We start from the raw sequence: 16,412 nt of genomic DNA, 5'->3' as shown, positions 1-16,412 counted from the left end.
GCGTGACACCCGCATCCGCAGAACCGCAGCCCGGCGATAACGCATCGGCGGGGTGCGGTTGCGGCTGCCAAGCCCCGTCGCGAGCGACCCCGCTAACGCTGTCGACGACCACACCGCGCGGTGAAGAAAACAGTGGCGTCCGGCACGCTGACGAAACCGAGCCCGCAGCAGGCGCGGCAGAACACGGCATTGAGCAGGCACAGATTCCTGACGGAAGCTTTGTGATGGGAGACTCCTCGGGCGATCGCAACCCTGCAGACGGAGAAGTGCCGCGTCACGAGGTCATTATTTCGTCGTTCCAGATCGACGCCACAACCGTCACCAACACCGCCTTTGCTCGTTTTGTTGCCGCGACCGGTTACCGTACCGAAGCCGAAGAGTTTGGCTACTCGGCCGTGTTTCATCTGGCACTTCAAGCACCAGAAAGCGACATTGTGGGGGTGCCGCCGGGCACACCCTGGTGGTACGGAGTGCGCGGCGCTGACTGGCAGCATCCGGGGGGAAAAAATTCTTCCCTCGACGGACTCGACGACCACCCCGTCGTACACATCAGCTGGAACGACGCCCAGGCCTACTGCGCGTGGGCGGGGCGACGCCTACCGACCGAGGCGGAGTGGGAATATGCGGCCCGAGGCGGACTCGAAGGCGCAAAGTACCCGTGGGGTAACGCCGAGGTCGATGAGGGCGGCTGGCGCGCCAACATTTTTCAGGGCGAATTTCCGGCCCGCAACACACAGGAAGACGGCTGGCTGACCACGGCACCCGTTCGCACGTTTGACCGCAACGGGTACGGCCTGTGGCAAATGGTGGGCAACGTGTGGGAATGGTGCGCTGACTGGTTTGACCCGCGCTACTACGGGCAGTCTCCCGACAGAAATCCGCAGGGCCCGCCACAGGGAGCCGCGCGTGTGCTGCGCGGCGGCAGCTATCTGTGCCACGACTCGTATTGCAACCGTTACCGCAACGCGGCGCGCTCGCAGAACACTCCCGATTCATCGATGGGTAACGCAGGGTTTCGCACCGTATCGCTGTAGTTCACTCCGGGATCGTGGCTGGTGGCGTATGTTGCCGCAGAATCATGTCAGGCTAGAGGCATGACCGATGTGACACTGTCTGATGACGTCCGCGCTGGTATTGACGAGCTTCTTTCCGAGGCCGACGTTCAAGAAAACCGCGCCTTGATTTCCCGGATGCTGCACACAGCCATTGCCATGGGGCAAGACCCAACGGCACGGCTTGACGCCAAGATCGCATCGGCGGCGCTGTCGGAAATGCGCGATGCTTTTCGCCTGTTCGCGCCGTTTTCTGAGGTGCCGAAGGCCACTATTTTTGGTTCGGCCCGAACGCAAGAGGATGACCCGCTGTACCGTCAGGCTCACGATGTGGCGCAGTCGCTGTCGCGTGCTGGGTGGATGGTGGTGACCGGTGCTGGCCCCGGCATTATGCAGGCGGGTGCCGAGGGTGCTGGTGGTGATATGTCGATTGGCGTGTCGATTCGCTTGCCCTTTGAAGAGAAACCCAATGACATCATTGCCGGTGAATCGCATGTTGTCTCGATGAAGTATTTCTTTACCCGCAAGCTCATGCTCATGAAAGAGTCGCGCGGATTCGTCTGTTTGCCGGGTGGTTTTGGCACGATGGACGAAATGTTCGAACTGCTCACACTGCAGCAGACCGGTAAGGCAGAACCCATGCCGATCGTGCTGCTCGATCGCGTCGGCGGTACGTACTGGCAGGCGCTGGATGCCTACGTGCGCGAGCACCTGGCCGGTGGCGGTTACATTGCCGAAGACGACATGGATCGCGTGCTCATCACCGATTCCGTCGATGAAGCGGTGGCCGAGGTGCTGGGCTTCTGGCACAACTATGATTCGCTGCGCTGGGTGGGTGATCAGCTGGTCCTACGGCTTAAGCACACACCCACCGATAACGAAATCACGGCGTTGAACGACCAGTTCGGCGATCTTGCGGTAACCGGCGGTATCACGCGCACCGAGCCTCTCGCGCCCGAGAAGAGTGACAACGACCTGCTGCACTTGCCGCGCATCATGCTGCAACTGAATCAGTTCCGGGTCGGGAGCCTGCACCGACTGGTGCGGGCGATCAACGCTCTGCCTTCTGCGCGATAAATCGTTGCGTCGTGGGCGTGATGAAACGCCGCGCGTAGATCGGTAGAGTTTCCGGTAATCTATTCGGATGCCTGTGCCACAGTTGCGGCACGGGTGAGAGCTGAATACGGAGGCGCCATGGACATCGATCTTTCGCTGCTACGCACAATCGAGCGCGAGAAAGAGATTCCCTTTGAGGAACTCATCACGATTATCGAGCAGGCGATCCTCACGGCCTACACGAAACACACGTCGGCTGAGGGCACGACTGCGGACGCCTCTGTGCGCGTCGATCTTGATCATCGCACGGGCCACGTGGCTGTCGTTCGGACTCTGACCGATGACGAGGGCGCGGTGATTGGCGAAGAAACCGTCACTCCCGCCGACTTTGGTCGCATCGCAGCCTTTGCTGCCAAGCAGGTGGTAACCCAGCGGCTGCGCGATATCGCTGATGACGCGGTGCTGGGTGAGTTCCGAGGGCGCGAGGGCGACATTGTTGCCGGAGTTGTGCAGCAGGGGCCTAATCCACGCATGATTCACGTCGACCTGGGCTCGGTGGAGGCCATTCTTCCACCAGAAGAGCAGGTGCCCGGCGAAGAGTACTCGCATGGTTCACGCATCCGGGTGTATGTCACTTCGGTGGCGAAGGGGATGAAGGGTCCGTCGATTACAGTTTCGCGGACTCACCCTGGTCTCGTGCGCAAGCTGTTTGCTCTCGAGGTCCCTGAGATCAACTCGGAGCTCGTCGAGATTGTTTCGCTGGCACGTGAGGCTGGTCATCGCACCAAGATTGCTGTGCGAGCACATGACCCCTCGATCAACGCTAAGGGTGCGTGCATCGGTGAGATGGGGCGCCGCGTGCGTGCTGTGACCGAAGAGCTTTCGGGTGAAAAGATCGACATCGTCGACCATGATCCCGATTTGGCGACCTTTGTGGCCAATGCGCTGTCGCCGGCAAAGGTGACCTCGGCTTTTGTACTCGATGAGGCAACAAAAGCTGTACGAGCGCTCGTGCCCGATTATCAGCTGTCTTTGGCCATCGGCAAAGAGGGCCAAAATGCCCGACTGGCGGCAAAACTGACGGGGGCCAAGATCGATATTCAGCCCGACAGCATCCTCGACTGATACGCGGCGGCGATGGGGTTCATCGCCGAACTGTCAGGCGCGGAGGTGTAAGATGGAACCTGTACGAACGTGCGTTGGCTGTCGTATGCCCGCATCTCGGTCTGCTCTGCTCAGAGTGGTTGTCAAAGATTCCACCCTCGTCCTCGACGAGGGTGCGTCAATGCCGGGACGCGGTGCATGGGTACATCCCACGCATGACTGTACGGATGCTGCACTGCAGCGCCGTGCATTTGCCCGTGCGCTTCGCGTGCCCGTCACTACGGACACGCAGACCCTCGAGAAACGGCTGAACGGCTATGGAAACAAAGTGAACGGCTCGAAATGAGACCCGTCCGCAACTAGATGGTCTGCCCTGCCTGGGCCGACCGACCCAGACAGGAGAATTGTGGCTGCCAAACCACGTGTGCACGAAGTTGCCGCCGAATTCGGCGTCGACAGCAAGCTTGCGCTTGCCAAATTGAAAGAGCTCGGCGAGTTCGTCAAGAGTCCTTCGTCGACTATTGAGCCTCCCGTAGCGCGCCGTCTGCGCGCCGCGATCCAGGCCGAGATCGATTCGCGTCCTGCGTCGAACGACGATAAGGGCAAGACCGAGGCTAAAGCTAAGGCCCCAGCAGCATCGGCTGCTAAGGGTTCTGCAGCGCCGAAGCCCGGGCCGAAGCCCGGCCCCAAGCCTGCCCCCGCATCGTCGGCTGCTCCCGCAGCACCGGCATCCGAGACTGCTCCCGCTGAGGCTGCAGCAGAACGTGCTGCGAAAGCGGATGCTGCACCTGCAGCACCCTCCGCTGCGCCGTCGACCGGGCCTCGTCCCGGGGCACCTCGTCCTGGTGGGAGTGCACCCAAGCCGGGTGCTTCGGCTCCCAAACCGGGTGCAAGTGCGCCGAAACCTGGGCCTAAGCCTGGTCCGAAACCTGGGCCTCGTCCGGGGAACAATCCCTTTGCGTCACAGCAGGGGATGGGTCAGCGCCCGGCTGGGCCTCGTCCGGGTAACAACCCCTTTGCTTCACAGCAGGGGATGGGTCAGCGGCCCACGCCCGGCAATATTCCTCGTCCGCAGGCTCCGCGCCCCGGGGCGCCTCGTCCGGGTGCACCTCGCCCCGGAGCAGGTCGTCCGGGTGGTGGCGGCGGTCGCGGTGGTCAGGGCCGTTCGAATGCTCCGTACCAACAGCGTCCGGGGGCTCCCGGTCGCGGTGGCCCTGGTGCTGGTGGCGGCGGCGGTTTCCCTGGTCGTCCCGGGGGTGGCTTCGCAGGTCGTCCCGGCGGCGGTGGCCGTGGTCGCGGGCCCGGCGGTGGTACCGCGGGTGCCTTCGGAAAGGGAGGCGGCAAGAGCCGGCAGCGCAAGTCGCGTCGCGCCAAGCGCCAAGAATTCGAGATGCGCGATGCGCCGATCGTTGGCGGCGTCAATGTGCAAAAGGGTAATGGCGAGATCATCCGCATGCGTCGCGGTGCTTCCATTTCCGATTTCGCAGACAAGATTGAAACGCTCACGGGCTACACCGTGCAGCCCGGCACCCTGGTAACGATTCTGTTTAACCTGGGCGAAATGGCTACCGCTACTGAGTCTCTCGACGAAGCAACGTTCGAGGTTCTTGGTGCAGAGCTGGGCTACAAGGTGCAAATTGTCTCGCCAGAAGACGAAGACAAGGAGCTCTTGGAGGGCTTCGGGCTCAACCTTGAAGAAGAGCTTGACGCCGAAAGCGAAGACGACCTTGAGATTCGTCCGCCCGTCGTGACTGTGATGGGTCACGTTGACCACGGTAAGACTCGTCTTCTTGACGCTGTTCGTAAGACCAACGTTATTGAGGGCGAAGCCGGTGGCATTACCCAGCACATCGGTGCGTACCAGATTTGGACGCAGCACGAGGGTGTTGACCGGGCACTGACATTTATTGACACCCCGGGTCACGAAGCGTTTACCGCTATGCGTGCTCGTGGTGCGCAGGTGACAGACATCGCCATTCTGGTCGTGGCTGCCGACGACGGAATCATGCCGCAGACGGTCGAGGCGCTTAACCACGCTCAAGCCGCCGGTGTGCCCGTGGTTGTGGCTGTGAACAAGGTTGACAAGCCCACGGCAAACCCCGACAAGGTTCGTCAGCAGCTCACGGAGTACGGAGTTGTCGCGGAGGAGTACGGCGGTGACGTTATGTTCGTCAATGTCTCTGCCCGCGAAGGCACCGGTATTCAAGAGCTTCTTGACGCCGTGCTGCTCACGGCCGACGCAGGTCTTGACCTGACCGCTAACCCCAATAAGGCTGCACGAGGTATAGCCATTGAGGCCAAGCTCGATAAGGGTCGCGGTTCTGTTGCTACCGTGCTGATTCAGTCCGGAACTCTCCGTATTGGTGACGCCATTGTGGCAGGAACCGCCTATGGTCGTGTCCGCGCCATGATTGACGAAAATGGCGACGCCGTTGAAGAAGCGGCTCCTTCGCGCCCCGTGCAGGTGCAGGGTCTCAACTCTGTGCCGCGTGCCGGTGATGTCTTTATCGTGACCGACGAAGACCGCACAGCACGTCAGATCGCTGAGAAGCGTGAAGCCGCCGAGCGTAATGCGCAGCTGGCCAAGGCGCGCAAGCGTATTTCGCTGGAGGACTTCACTCGTGCGCTGGAAGAGGGCAAGGTCGAAACGCTCAACCTCATCCTCAAGGGCGACGTCTCTGGTGCTGTCGAGGCACTGGAAGAGTCTCTTTTGAAGATCGAGGTCGACGATTCGGTTCAGTTGCGCATCATTCACCGCGCCGTGGGTGCTATTACCGAGAGCGACGTGAACCTGGCAACGATCGACAACGCGATCATTGTGGGCTTCAACGTGCGCCCCGACACCAAGGCGCGCGAGGCAGCTGCCCGCGAAGGTGTCGATGTGCGCTTCTACTCGGTGATTTACTCCGCTATCGACGAGATCGAACAGTCGCTGAAGGGTCTGCTCAAGCCAGAGTACGAAGAGGTTCAGTCGGGTGTTGCCGAGATTCGCGAGGTGTTCCGTTCTTCCAAGTACGGCAACATCGCCGGATGTGTTGTGCGCAGCGGTACCATCACACGAAACTCGAAGGCCCGCGTCATCCGCGATGGTGTCGTTATCGCTGACGCGCTGGCGATTGATTCGCTCCGTCGCTTCAAAGACGACGTCACCGAAGTTCGTACCGACTTTGAGTGTGGTATTGGCCTCGGCAAATACAACGACATTCAAATCGGTGACGAGATCGAAACCATCGAAATGGTCGAGAAGCCGCGCACCTAAGCGCAGCGGATCGCAGCAGGTTAGGAGAGATCATGGCCGGAGAACGGCAGGCACGGCTAGCCGACCGCATCCGGGTCATCCTCGCGGAGCGACTCGATAAGGGTCTGCGTGACCCTCGTCTGGGTTATGTGACGATCACTGATGTGCGTGTAACAGGAGACCTGCAGCATGCATCGGTGTTTTACACGGTTCTCGGAACCGAGGAGGAGCGCACGGCCAGTGCTGCCGCGCTCACCTCGGCCACGGGAATGCTGCGCTCCGAGGTTGGTCGTCAGCTCAATGTGCGTCTCGTGCCCACGCTGGAATTTATTCCGGATGCTGTGCCCGAGATCGCCGGGCACATTGCTGAGCTGTTGCAGCAAGCGCGAGAGCGCGACGCCGCTGTTGCCGGTCTTGCTGCATCGGCACAGTACGCCGGAGGCGACGATCCGTATAAGCGCGACGACGATAGCGACCGTGCTGATACGACCGAAGAGTAGCTTCTGATTCGTTAGGCCGGTGCCGCCTCACTCGACGGGTGAGGCGGCACCGGCTTTTTTCATCATGGTTTTTGACACAGAGCGACGCATACGAACTTACTTTGTAAACACTGCTAACATTTCCGTAGCGAACAACGACGTACGGGAGGAACGGTGTCGGCCACATTTGCAGTACCTCGCTCGACTTTGCTTTCCGCACCTCGCTATGACGCATTGAGCTCTCTCGCCGAGGTGCAAGAAGCGCTTGTGCGCGCCGATTTGATCGTTGCCCCGGCGGTTGTCACACGCTTGGCCGCCGTCTGCCAGGGAGACGCCGCCATCGTCATTGAATTGGCGCAGCGCCTCCATCGATCACAGCGCTGGGGTCTGCGTGCTCTTCCTGATCCACTGCCGCTTGTACCCGCTATTTCTCAGCGTTTCGCTGACGTGCATCTCGACGAAGAATCACACCGGATTCTGCTCGCTGCCGCCGTGTGTGTGGATGATCGTTTGGATGTGCTCCTCGAACTTTCGGGGCTCACGGCCGAGCAGCTTCTGCAGTCTCCCGTGAGCACGATGTTGACGTTTGTGGCCGCACGATTTGCCTTTAGTGACCCGTTGGCGCGCATCTGGATTCACGAGAACGCTGCGATCGCTGAGCGTACCCGTGTGCATGCCGCGCTTGCTCAGGTCTATGCGCGCGCGGGGGAGCGCACTCGTCATCTGTGGCATCACTGTCTGAGCACTCTGGCCGGAGATGCGGGCGTGACGGATGCTCTGCTGAGTCAATCGCGCCGTGCACTGCGGCGCGGCGACGCCGATATTGCCTATGCGATGGCGCGGGAAGCGGCTAGCCACGCTGATGCGCAGCGACTGCCCCTGGCGCGAGCTATTGCGGGGCGCGCAGCAGTTGGCGGCGGATGGCTTGACGACGCGATGGACTGGTTGGAGCCTGCGCTGACTGACGGCACCATGGCGGTGCGTGAGCTGGCGCTTCCGGCGTATGTGATCGCCTCGACGATGCGGCGCGGAGCCGTGCCCTCGGCCGAGATTGAACGATTCCGTCGCGACATCACCGAAGAGTTGCAGTGGGGTGTGTGGGGAAGGGCAACGGGTCTTGCCGCTGCACTCAGCGCCGAACGCGGTCTGCGCAGTGAGAGCCGCCAGTGGCTCGCGAAAGTGCGAGAGGCTGATGCGCGCAGTCGTGCCGGAGGTGTGCTGCGCACCTCTGCCGAAGCGTGGACGGCACTGTTCACCGGCGAAGAGGTTGATGTGCCGGGCGATGCCCCCACCGTGTCTGTTATCTGCCGAGGCTTACGGACGGGGCTGCACAATCGCCCCCATGAGGGCCTTGCTGCTCTTGCTCGCGATCTGGAAAACAGCGAAGAAGGCGAAGACGGACTGTTTTGCGGGTTCTCGCGAACACCCGTTGTGCGGGCGTATCGGGCTCTTGCTCGTGTGCTGTTACACACGTGGAGCGGCGACCTTACACAGGCCCGCCAAACGCTCGACGCCGCCGCGACCGACCTCCCCCTCGCTCTGCCATTTGCCGGCCTTGCCGTACCACTGGCGCGGCGTCTAGAAATCATGATGGATGGCCGCTGCGGTGCTCTCTCGGAGTCGATGAGCGCCACGGTTGCCGCCGGAGGCGTGCTAGCGCGACTCATGGAACGCGGAATGGAAGCGTATCTGCGCGGCGACGTTGACGACGCCGCCGCCCATGTGCAGCTGTGGACCGAGCGTTCGGCCTCACGGCAGAGCCTGGGTATTCCTACCCTCGACGAGGTGGGCCCACTTCACCCGCCCCGCGACGTCGAACCACCCGAAGCACGCCATGCTCACGAACTGCGTCGCCGTGTTCGTTCCGTGCGAGAGAATATCGGGTTCACGGAATACGAAACGATTGTCGACGAGGCGCGCAGCATCCGGTCACCGCTGGAACGCGGGCGAATTGAAGCGCTCCTGGGTGCTATGTGCGTGAGCCGCGGCGACACCGTCACCGGCCGTAAGCATTTGCGTGCAGGAGAAGCACTGTTGGGTGCCGCCGGTGCCACGGCCTGGCAAGAGGCAGTGCAGGCCCGGCTCGCGCGTTTAGGCGAGCACCTGGCCGAGGCCGCGCGGGAACCCACCGTGCCCATCGCCGTTGTCACGGCCGCCGACCCTCTTGCCCACTGCCGGGCTGCGTGGGAGCCCGTGCTTACCTCGAGAGAACTATCGGTTGCCATGCTCGTGGCAGAGGGGTGCACAAACAGGCAGATTGCCGAAAAACTTTTGGTTTCTGTACGCACCGTCGAAGTGCATATTGGCCGACTGTTTACGAAACTGGGTGTGCGTAGCCGCGGAGAACTGACGGCCCTGGCTCACCGCACAAATCAGCATATTTAGTCGCTGTTTGCTGCCATAGGCAGCCGTGCCCTGCCGTCGATCAGTTCGATAAGGCCATCCTGCGCGAGCGAATGCAGCGCCCTTAAACGCTGCGCGTCATCGGGCCACTCCGCGATAACGGCACTCTCTGGCTGATCATGACCATCGCTCTCGCGCAGCTGTTTTAACACGGCGCCGCGTGCCTGACGGTCGGAACCCTCGTAGCGCGCCTGGCGGGGGCGGCGATCACCCGTGTCAGGAAAACCGGCCGCTCGCCACGTGCAACAGTCGCTCAACGGGCACTGCTCACACCAGGCCGTTCGGGCCGTACACACCAGGGCTCCCAGCTCCATGAGCGCCGCGTTTACGGTGACCGACCGGGCAGTATCGTCGGGCAGCAGCGCGGCCATGTCATCGTGATCACGGCGGCGAGCGGCATCCGGGTGTGCCTTACCGTGCACAGCACGCGCAATAACGCGGCGAATATTAATATCGACTACCGGATGCCGCTGCCCATACGCAAACACGGCGACGGCGCGGGCCGTGTAATCGCCCACGCCGGGCAGCGCCAGCAGGTCATCGATGTGTTCCGGAACCACGCCGGCATGCTGATCGCGAATGGTAACCGCAGCCTGCTGCAAACGCAGTGCCCGACGCGGGTACCCTAAATTTGACCACTGGCGTAAAACATCGGCCGGGCGCGCCGCTGCCAGATCAGTGGGCGTCGGCCACAGAGCAAGCCAGTCGTGAAGCGCCGGTACGACGCGAGCGACGGGAGTCTGTTGCAGCATTGTCTCGCTGACCAGCACGCCCCACGCGCCAAAACGCGCATGAAACTCTGCCGACCGCCATGGTAAATCTCGCGCAGCACGCTCAAACCACGGGGCTAGGCGTGCATACAGCGAAGACGCAGATAGGTCACGAGCACTCACGTCACCAGCCTAGGCTGGAGCAATGGCATCATCCGGTATTCTGCTCGTCGATAAACCTGGCGGTCTCACCAGTCACGACGTTGTTGCCCGCGTACGCCGCGCTTTCGGAACCCGCAAAGTTGGTCATGCCGGAACGCTGGATCCGATGGCAACCGGGCTTCTCGTGATCGGCATCGAGGGTGCCACGCGACTGTTGACGTTTATCGTCGGCGCAACAAAGACCTATCATGCAACAATCTTGCTTGGACGAACCACCACGACAGACGATGCCGATGGCGATATTACGGGGCAGGCGGATGCGGCCCAGCTGCGGCGCGTAACGGCGGAAGCTATTTCGAGTGGCATCCGGGCTCTCACGGGCACTATTAAGCAGGTGCCCAGTGCTGTCTCGGCGATCAAGGTCGACGGACGCCGCGCTTATGATCGGGTGCGCGCCGGAGAAAACGTGAAACTGGCCGCGCGTGAAGTCACCGTGGCGCGTTTCGAGATCATCGACAAACGGGTGACCGATACACACATCGAAGTCGATGTAGAAGTCGACTGCTCTTCAGGCACCTATATTCGGGCACTTGCTCGAGATCTCGGAGAAACACTGGGTGTTGGTGGCCATCTCACACGTCTGCGACGCACACACGTCGGCCCTTTTGCGGTTGCCCACGCACGCTCTGTCGATGACCTTGCCGACGCACCATTGCTGACGCCGGCCGAAGCGGCCGCCGCCATCATGCCGAGCTTTGCGGCAACCGAAGAAGAAGCACGCGACCTTCGGCACGGTAAACGGCTCGTCGGGTACGCTCAGCAGGCACCGCAGTTACCGGCAGCAGCCATCGACCCGAGCGGGCACCTGATTGGCATTCTCGAACGGCGCGGAAGCGATCTGAAAAGCAGCATGAACATGCCGGAGGAGGCACCATGATCATGGCGTTTACGGTCATCCAACTGGTGATCGCCATTGCGGGCGGACTCTTTGCCCTTATCGCAGGGCTCGCAGGCCGGCGCCCCAGCGACTACACGGTGGGGGCTCTCGCGCTCGTCGAACTGCTGTTAATCGTGCAGGTTGTTATCGCCATTATTGCCCCCATGGTCGGCAACACTGCCACCGGCAGCCTGCTCGAATACTGGGTGTATCTTGTTTCGGCCGTTCTGCTGCCACTGGCCGGTGTGGCCTGGGCACTCATCGAGCGCAGCCGCTGGAGTACCGTGATCATGGGTGTTGTGGCGCTCTCGGTGGCCGTTATGCTGTGGCGCATGCAGGTCATCTGGGACGGTACGGCAACCGTGCTCGTCGGCGCTTAGGATAGAAGCGCTATGAGCACAGCGCCAACACCCACACACAGCCCGACACCAGCATCCGGAGTGCCTGTCGAACCTCGTCGCCGGATGACGGGAATCGGTCGAGTACTGGTGATTGTGTACACCGTCATGGCGCTGGCATCAACCGGGCGTTCTTTTGTGCAGATCGCTGAACGATACGACGAAGCACCCCTTGCCTACACGCTCTCGGCGGCGGCAGCGGTTGTGTATATTGTTGCCACGGTGGCGCTCGTTTTGTCGAACCGCACCGGCTGGTACATCGTCGCGTGGATCGCGATCGTATTCGAGCTCGCTGGTGTGCTCGTGATCGGAACCCTCAGCATCACTCACCCCGATCTCTTCCAACACCCCACGGTGTGGTCGGTGTTCGGCAACGGATACGTGTTCATACCGCTTGTGCTCCCCGTGCTCGGACTGTGGTGGCTCATAACCCATCGGAGCCGGCAGTCATGATCACACTGCGTTCACCCCAAGAAGTTCCCGACAACTATGGGCCTACGGTCATCGCAATCGGCAAGTTCGACGGCGTGCACCTGGGGCATCAGGCTGTGCTGCGTCACGCGATAGAACGCGCGCACGATAACGGTATGAAAGCTGTCGCCGTCACCTTCGACCGCAACCCGCTGCAGACCCTCAACCCCGCACAGTGCCCACCCGCGATTGGTTCGCTCGATAATAAGCTCACCCTTCTTGCCGAGGCAGGAGTCGACGCCACACTCGTGCTCACCTTCGACCAGGAACTAGCGGCGCTCTCGGCCGACGACTTTATTACACGCATTCTTATCGACGCTCTACGCGCCCAGCACATTTTTGTCGGAGCCGACTTCCGGTTCGGACACGGAGGCAAAGGCACCCCCGAACTGCTGCGCGAACGCGGAACCGACAGCGGCTTCACCGTGACTATCGTCGACGACGTTTATCGAGACGGAACAGAACGACGCATTTCGTCGAGCTGGATCAGAGAACTCATTAATACCGGTGATGTCTCCCAGGCCCACCAGCTGCTCGGGCGACCCTACAGCGTTGACGGCCCGGTCGTGCAGGGTATGCAGCGCGGACGCGAACTTGGTTTTCCGACCGCAAACCTGCCCACTATCCACGACCTGTGTCTGCCGGCAGACGGCGTGTACGCGGGATGGCTCATCGACCACGCCGATGGCGTGCGCCGGCAAGCAGCAATTTCTATTGGCACCAACCCGACTTTCGATGATGTGCTGGAGAGACAGGTCGAAGCCCACATTATTGACAGCGAATGGATCGACCTTTACGGCCACCAGGTCACGATCGAGTTCACTCAGAGGCTGCGTGGAATGGTCGCCTTCGAAGGCATAGAGGCACTGCGTATCACCATGGCCGACGACGTACGACGTACGCGAGAAATACTTGCGGCTGGCACACAGCAGTAAGAATGCTCTAAACTGGAGGTTGCTTTTTCAATCGCTCGATGCCGTTCGGCACCGCTGAGAAAGCAACACCCGCCAGTCCCGGTCCTACCGCCCGCGGGTAACCACCACAGAAAGCGCTTGATTCGTACCAGTTTCAAGCCAGGCTCAGGAGGAGCATGCCGACCACGGCGACCACCGCTCGACGGAAGAAGAATAGCCGTCGCGATGACGAGGCCCCACTCATTCCGATCCTCGCGCGCAAAGTGCGCGAGATCGAAGCAAAAGCACAGCGCGGAAAGCTCGGGCCCACCAACCGCGTCAAATTTCAAGTCATCGCTTTTCTCGTGCGAGAAGAACGCGCACGCGTCAAAACAGACACGGCAATCACAGAAAACACCCGAGCAGAACTGCTCAAGCGCCTCGACGGCATCGCGACAATCCTCGCGAAAACCGCAGCCCGCGACACCTCACTTATCCAACTGCTCGAAGCCGACCAGGCTGCAAGCCCCGTTGCACAGCGCATGCGCCGTGACTGGCTCATAGAATCGGGCGCTGAATTACCACCCGAAGAGCTGGTCATCACCGACCGGGCACCCGTCGTGCACACCGAAGTCGTACCGGCCGCACTAGCAGAGCGCCAGGTCACACCGCCATCTATTGAATCGCGGCTCATGGCCAATCCGTTCTTGGAGCCCGACCTCACCCCGCGCTCCACCAGCACGCCACGGCGTCGGCTCGACAGCTGGGAACTCATGGGGCCGCTGTACAAGGCATTCGAAAGCGGTGCCGGTGGCTCTGCCGCCAGCATGGAACTGCCTCCGCTCCCTGAATACGACCACGTTTCTCCGCGCGGCCTGGAAATGATGGTTCACCAGTCACGCCTCGTTGAAGCGGTTCGCGCAGGGCACCGATCGTTTTTGCTTGCCGATGAACCGGGCCTAGGAAAAACAGCCCAGTCGGTGCTCGCAGCATCCGTAGCCAACGCCTACCCACTGCTGGTTGTCGTACCCAATGTGGTCAAAATGAACTGGGCCCGCGAGGTCGAACGCTGGACACCGCAGCGACGAGCAACCGTTATTCACGGCGATGGCGACACTATCGATGCATTCGCTGACGTCTTTATCGTCAACTACGAAATACTTGACCGACACCTCTCGTGGCTCGGCAACATTGGCCTGCGCGGAATGGTGGTTGACGAAGCCCACTTCATCAAAAACCTCACCTCTCAGAGGTCGCAGAACGTGCTCGCGCTCGCCGGCCGAATCCGAGAAAACATGCCGGGCGGACAACCATTACTCATGGCACTGACCGGTACACCACTGATCAACGACGTAGAAGACTTCGACGCGATCTGGCGGTTCCTGGGCTGGAGCACGGGCGAAAAACCCACGGCACAGTTAATGGACCGGCTGGAAGCCACCGGTTACACGCCGGCCGATAAATCGTTCTATCCGGCGGCACGCGACGCGGTTATTTCGATGGGAATCGTGCGGCGCAAAAAGAAGGATGTCGCCGCCGACCTGCCCGACAAACTCATCGCCGACCTACCGGTCGAACTCGACGACGACTACGGCCGGAGCATTCGCGACGCCGAACGCGAACTGGGCGAACGCCTAGCCGCGCACTACCACCGCATCATCACAGCGCGCGGTACGAGCGGACGAGCAGCACTGTTCGAACCCGGTGAAATCGACGAAGATATCGTTCGCCTCGTCGCACAGAACGAGCTCGAGCTATCGCGTGCAGCCGGCACCTCGGGCGACAACGTTTTCACCATGGTGCGAAAAATCGGTCAGGCCAAAGCACAACTGGCAGCCGACTACGCCGCACAACTGCAAAGATCCGTCGGTAAAGTGGTGTTCTTCGCCAAGCACATCGACGTTATGGATCAGGCAGAAGCCCACTTTGCGGCATCCGGAATCCGCGCAGTATCCATTCGTGGTGACCAAAACTCCACCGCGCGTCAAGAAGCCATCGACGCGTTTAACGGCGATGAAGAAGTGGGTATCGCGGTGTGTTCTTTGACAGCTGCCGGAGTCGGGGTCAACCTGCAGGCAGCATCGAACGTGGTGCTGGCGGAACTCAGCTGGACCGCGGCCGAACAAACACAGGCGATCGACCGCGTTCACCGCATCGGGCAAGACGAACCCGTCACCGCCTGGCGTATCATTGCGGCCCATACGATCGACGCCCGCATCGCTGAACTGATCGACCAAAAGCAAGGTTTAGCGGCCCGCGCACTCGACGGTGAAGCCGTCGACGACACCGACACCGACTCGGTACAGCTCGGTGCGCTCATGCATGTGCTTCGAGAAGCATTGCGCCCAACAGTCGACTAGTCTCTTACCAGGCAACGTCGCCGCGCTCACACCCCCCTAAACAGCAAGGACGACCCATGAAAATCGGTATCCTCACCAGCGGCGGCGACTGCCCCGGCCTCAACGCGGTGATCCGCGGAATCGTGCTCAAAGGCACCACCACGTACGATCTCGAATTTGTGGGAATACGTGATGGCTGGCGCGGTGTGGTTGACGGCGACTTTTTTCCCCTGTCGCGCCACGAAGTAAAGGGCCTCGCAAAGGTCGGCGGCACCATCCTCGGAACCAGCCGCACGAACCCCTACGAGGGACCGCGCGGTGGTGCCGAAAACATTGCCCGAACGCTAGAAAAGCACGGCATTGACGGCATCGTTGCTATCGGTGGCGAAGGCACACTGGCTGCAGCAGACCGGCTCGCCCGCGACGGCATCAATGTGATCGGTGTGCCGAAAACGATCGACAACGACCTTCGAGCTACCGACTACTCCTTCGGTTTCGATACGGCGGTGAACATTGCCACCGACGCTATGGACCGTCTGCGCACGACAGGAGATTCGCATCAGCGGTGCATGGTCGCTGAAGTGATGGGGCGTCATGTGGGCTGGATCGCTCTGCACGCCGGTATGGCCGCGGGAGCACACGCCATTTGTATCCCCGAAGTGCCCATGTCGATCGAAGAAGTCTGCGCCTATGTCACCAGCGCACACGATCGGGGTCGTGCGCCGCTCGTTGTCGTATCCGAAGGTTTCACACTCACCGGTATGGATGAGGCCTACAGCGACAAAGGCCTTGACGCTTTCAACCGACCGCGGCTGGGCGGCATCAGTGAACTTCTTGCCCCGCAGATCGAAAAGATCACGGGCATCGAAACCCGCTCCACGGTGCTCGGCCACATCCAGCGCGGCGGGTCGCCCTCAGGTTTTGACCGGGTACTGGCCACCCGCCTCGCCCTGCACACGGCCGATGCCCTTGTTGAGCAAGACTGGGGTCAGATGGTGGCGCTGCGTGGAACCGATATCGTGCGGGTTCCTTTCGCCGAGGCGCTGGGTGAACTCAACACCGTGCCGCGCGAACGTTACGACGAAGCCTCGGCGCTGTTTGGCTAATACGCCGCCGATGGCACGACGACGAGCTTTCCCGCAGGCACACGAATCGGTGGCCTGCGGGAAG

Annotated in this window: 14 protein-coding genes; 13 read left to right on the top strand and 1 reads right to left on the bottom strand. The window is 61.3% G+C overall.

The genetic code is table 11. The annotated features are described in order from the left end of the window. The first annotated feature begins 2 nt into the window (after positions 1 to 2). The 7 genes from ACQUSW_RS04070 (at position 3) to ACQUSW_RS04040 (ending at position 9,314) form a co-directional block, all read left to right on the top strand. Entirely contained in the window at positions 3 to 1,034 is a 1,032-nt protein-coding gene (locus ACQUSW_RS04070; RefSeq protein WP_428930970.1) for a formylglycine-generating enzyme family protein, read from the top strand. Positions 1,035 to 1,094: 60 nt separating this feature from the next. Then, entirely contained in the window at positions 1,095 to 2,129 is a 1,035-nt protein-coding gene (locus tag ACQUSW_RS04065) for an LOG family protein (RefSeq protein WP_428930969.1), read from the top strand. 117 nt (positions 2,130 to 2,246) lie between these two features. After that, complete coding sequence (gene nusA / locus ACQUSW_RS04060; RefSeq protein WP_428930968.1) at positions 2,247 to 3,233, top strand: transcription termination factor NusA; 987 nt, start codon at positions 2,247 to 2,249, stop codon at positions 3,231 to 3,233. 52 nt (positions 3,234 to 3,285) lie between these two features. After that, on the top strand, positions 3,286 to 3,558 hold the full coding sequence (locus ACQUSW_RS04055) for a YlxR family protein (RefSeq protein ID WP_428930967.1): 273 nt from the start codon (positions 3,286 to 3,288) through the stop codon (positions 3,556 to 3,558). Positions 3,559 to 3,618: 60 nt separating this feature from the next. Continuing rightward, positions 3,619 to 6,471, top strand: coding sequence for a translation initiation factor IF-2 (infB, locus tag ACQUSW_RS04050; protein ID WP_428930966.1), 2,853 nt, complete (start codon positions 3,619 to 3,621; stop codon positions 6,469 to 6,471). 32 nt (positions 6,472 to 6,503) lie between these two features. Continuing rightward, positions 6,504 to 6,950: a 30S ribosome-binding factor RbfA gene (rbfA, locus tag ACQUSW_RS04045; RefSeq protein WP_428930965.1), complete on the top strand. Its 447-nt coding sequence runs from the start codon at positions 6,504 to 6,506 to the stop codon at positions 6,948 to 6,950. Positions 6,951 to 7,103: 153 nt separating this feature from the next. Continuing rightward, positions 7,104 to 9,314: a response regulator transcription factor gene (locus ACQUSW_RS04040; protein ID WP_428930964.1), complete on the top strand. Its 2,211-nt coding sequence runs from the start codon at positions 7,104 to 7,106 to the stop codon at positions 9,312 to 9,314. On the opposite strand, the gene ACQUSW_RS04035 is transcribed toward ACQUSW_RS04040, so the two are convergent. After that, positions 9,311 to 10,225, bottom strand: coding sequence for an HhH-GPD family protein (locus tag ACQUSW_RS04035; RefSeq protein ID WP_428930963.1), 915 nt, complete (start codon positions 10,223 to 10,225; stop codon positions 9,311 to 9,313). The genes ACQUSW_RS04040 and ACQUSW_RS04035 overlap by 4 nt on opposite strands. 22 nt (positions 10,226 to 10,247) lie before the next feature. On the opposite strand from ACQUSW_RS04035, the gene truB reads away from it, so the two are divergent. The 6 genes from truB to ACQUSW_RS04005 all read left to right on the top strand — a co-directional run bounded on the left by truB (position 10,248) and on the right by ACQUSW_RS04005 (position 16,348). Further along, a complete protein-coding gene (gene truB / locus ACQUSW_RS04030) occupies positions 10,248 to 11,141 on the top strand; it encodes a tRNA pseudouridine(55) synthase TruB (RefSeq protein ID WP_428930962.1) in 894 nt (297 codons plus the stop codon). Further along, positions 11,138 to 11,521, top strand: a complete 384-nt coding sequence (locus tag ACQUSW_RS04025) for a hypothetical protein (protein WP_428930961.1) — start codon at positions 11,138 to 11,140, stop codon at positions 11,519 to 11,521. The genes truB and ACQUSW_RS04025 overlap by 4 nt, the downstream gene beginning before the upstream one ends. An 84-nt stretch (positions 11,522 to 11,605) precedes the next feature. Next, entirely contained in the window at positions 11,606 to 11,992 is a 387-nt protein-coding gene (locus ACQUSW_RS04020) for a hypothetical protein (protein WP_428931275.1), read from the top strand. After that, the gene (locus ACQUSW_RS04015; RefSeq protein ID WP_428930960.1) at positions 11,989 to 12,945 is read left to right on the top strand and encodes a bifunctional riboflavin kinase/FAD synthetase; all 957 of its coding nucleotides are present in this window, start codon (positions 11,989 to 11,991) and stop codon (positions 12,943 to 12,945) included. Before ACQUSW_RS04020 ends, ACQUSW_RS04015 begins: the two co-directional genes overlap by 4 nt. Positions 12,946 to 13,100: 155 nt before the next feature. Continuing rightward, positions 13,101 to 15,263 (top strand): DEAD/DEAH box helicase, encoded by a 2,163-nt coding sequence (locus ACQUSW_RS04010; RefSeq protein WP_428930959.1) that lies wholly within the window; start codon positions 13,101 to 13,103, stop codon positions 15,261 to 15,263. Between the two features lie 56 nt (positions 15,264 to 15,319). After that, complete coding sequence (locus ACQUSW_RS04005; protein ID WP_428930958.1) at positions 15,320 to 16,348, top strand: ATP-dependent 6-phosphofructokinase; 1,029 nt, start codon at positions 15,320 to 15,322, stop codon at positions 16,346 to 16,348. The last annotated feature ends 64 nt before the right edge of the window (positions 16,349 to 16,412 follow it).

The sequence above is a fragment of the Microbacterium luticellae genome, from assembly GCF_050408645.1.
In the GTDB taxonomy this organism is placed as follows: domain Bacteria; phylum Actinomycetota; class Actinomycetes; order Actinomycetales; family Microbacteriaceae; genus Microbacterium.
The sequence above is the reverse complement of the archived record's forward strand: the minus strand, read 5'-3'. Positions and strand labels throughout refer to the sequence as shown.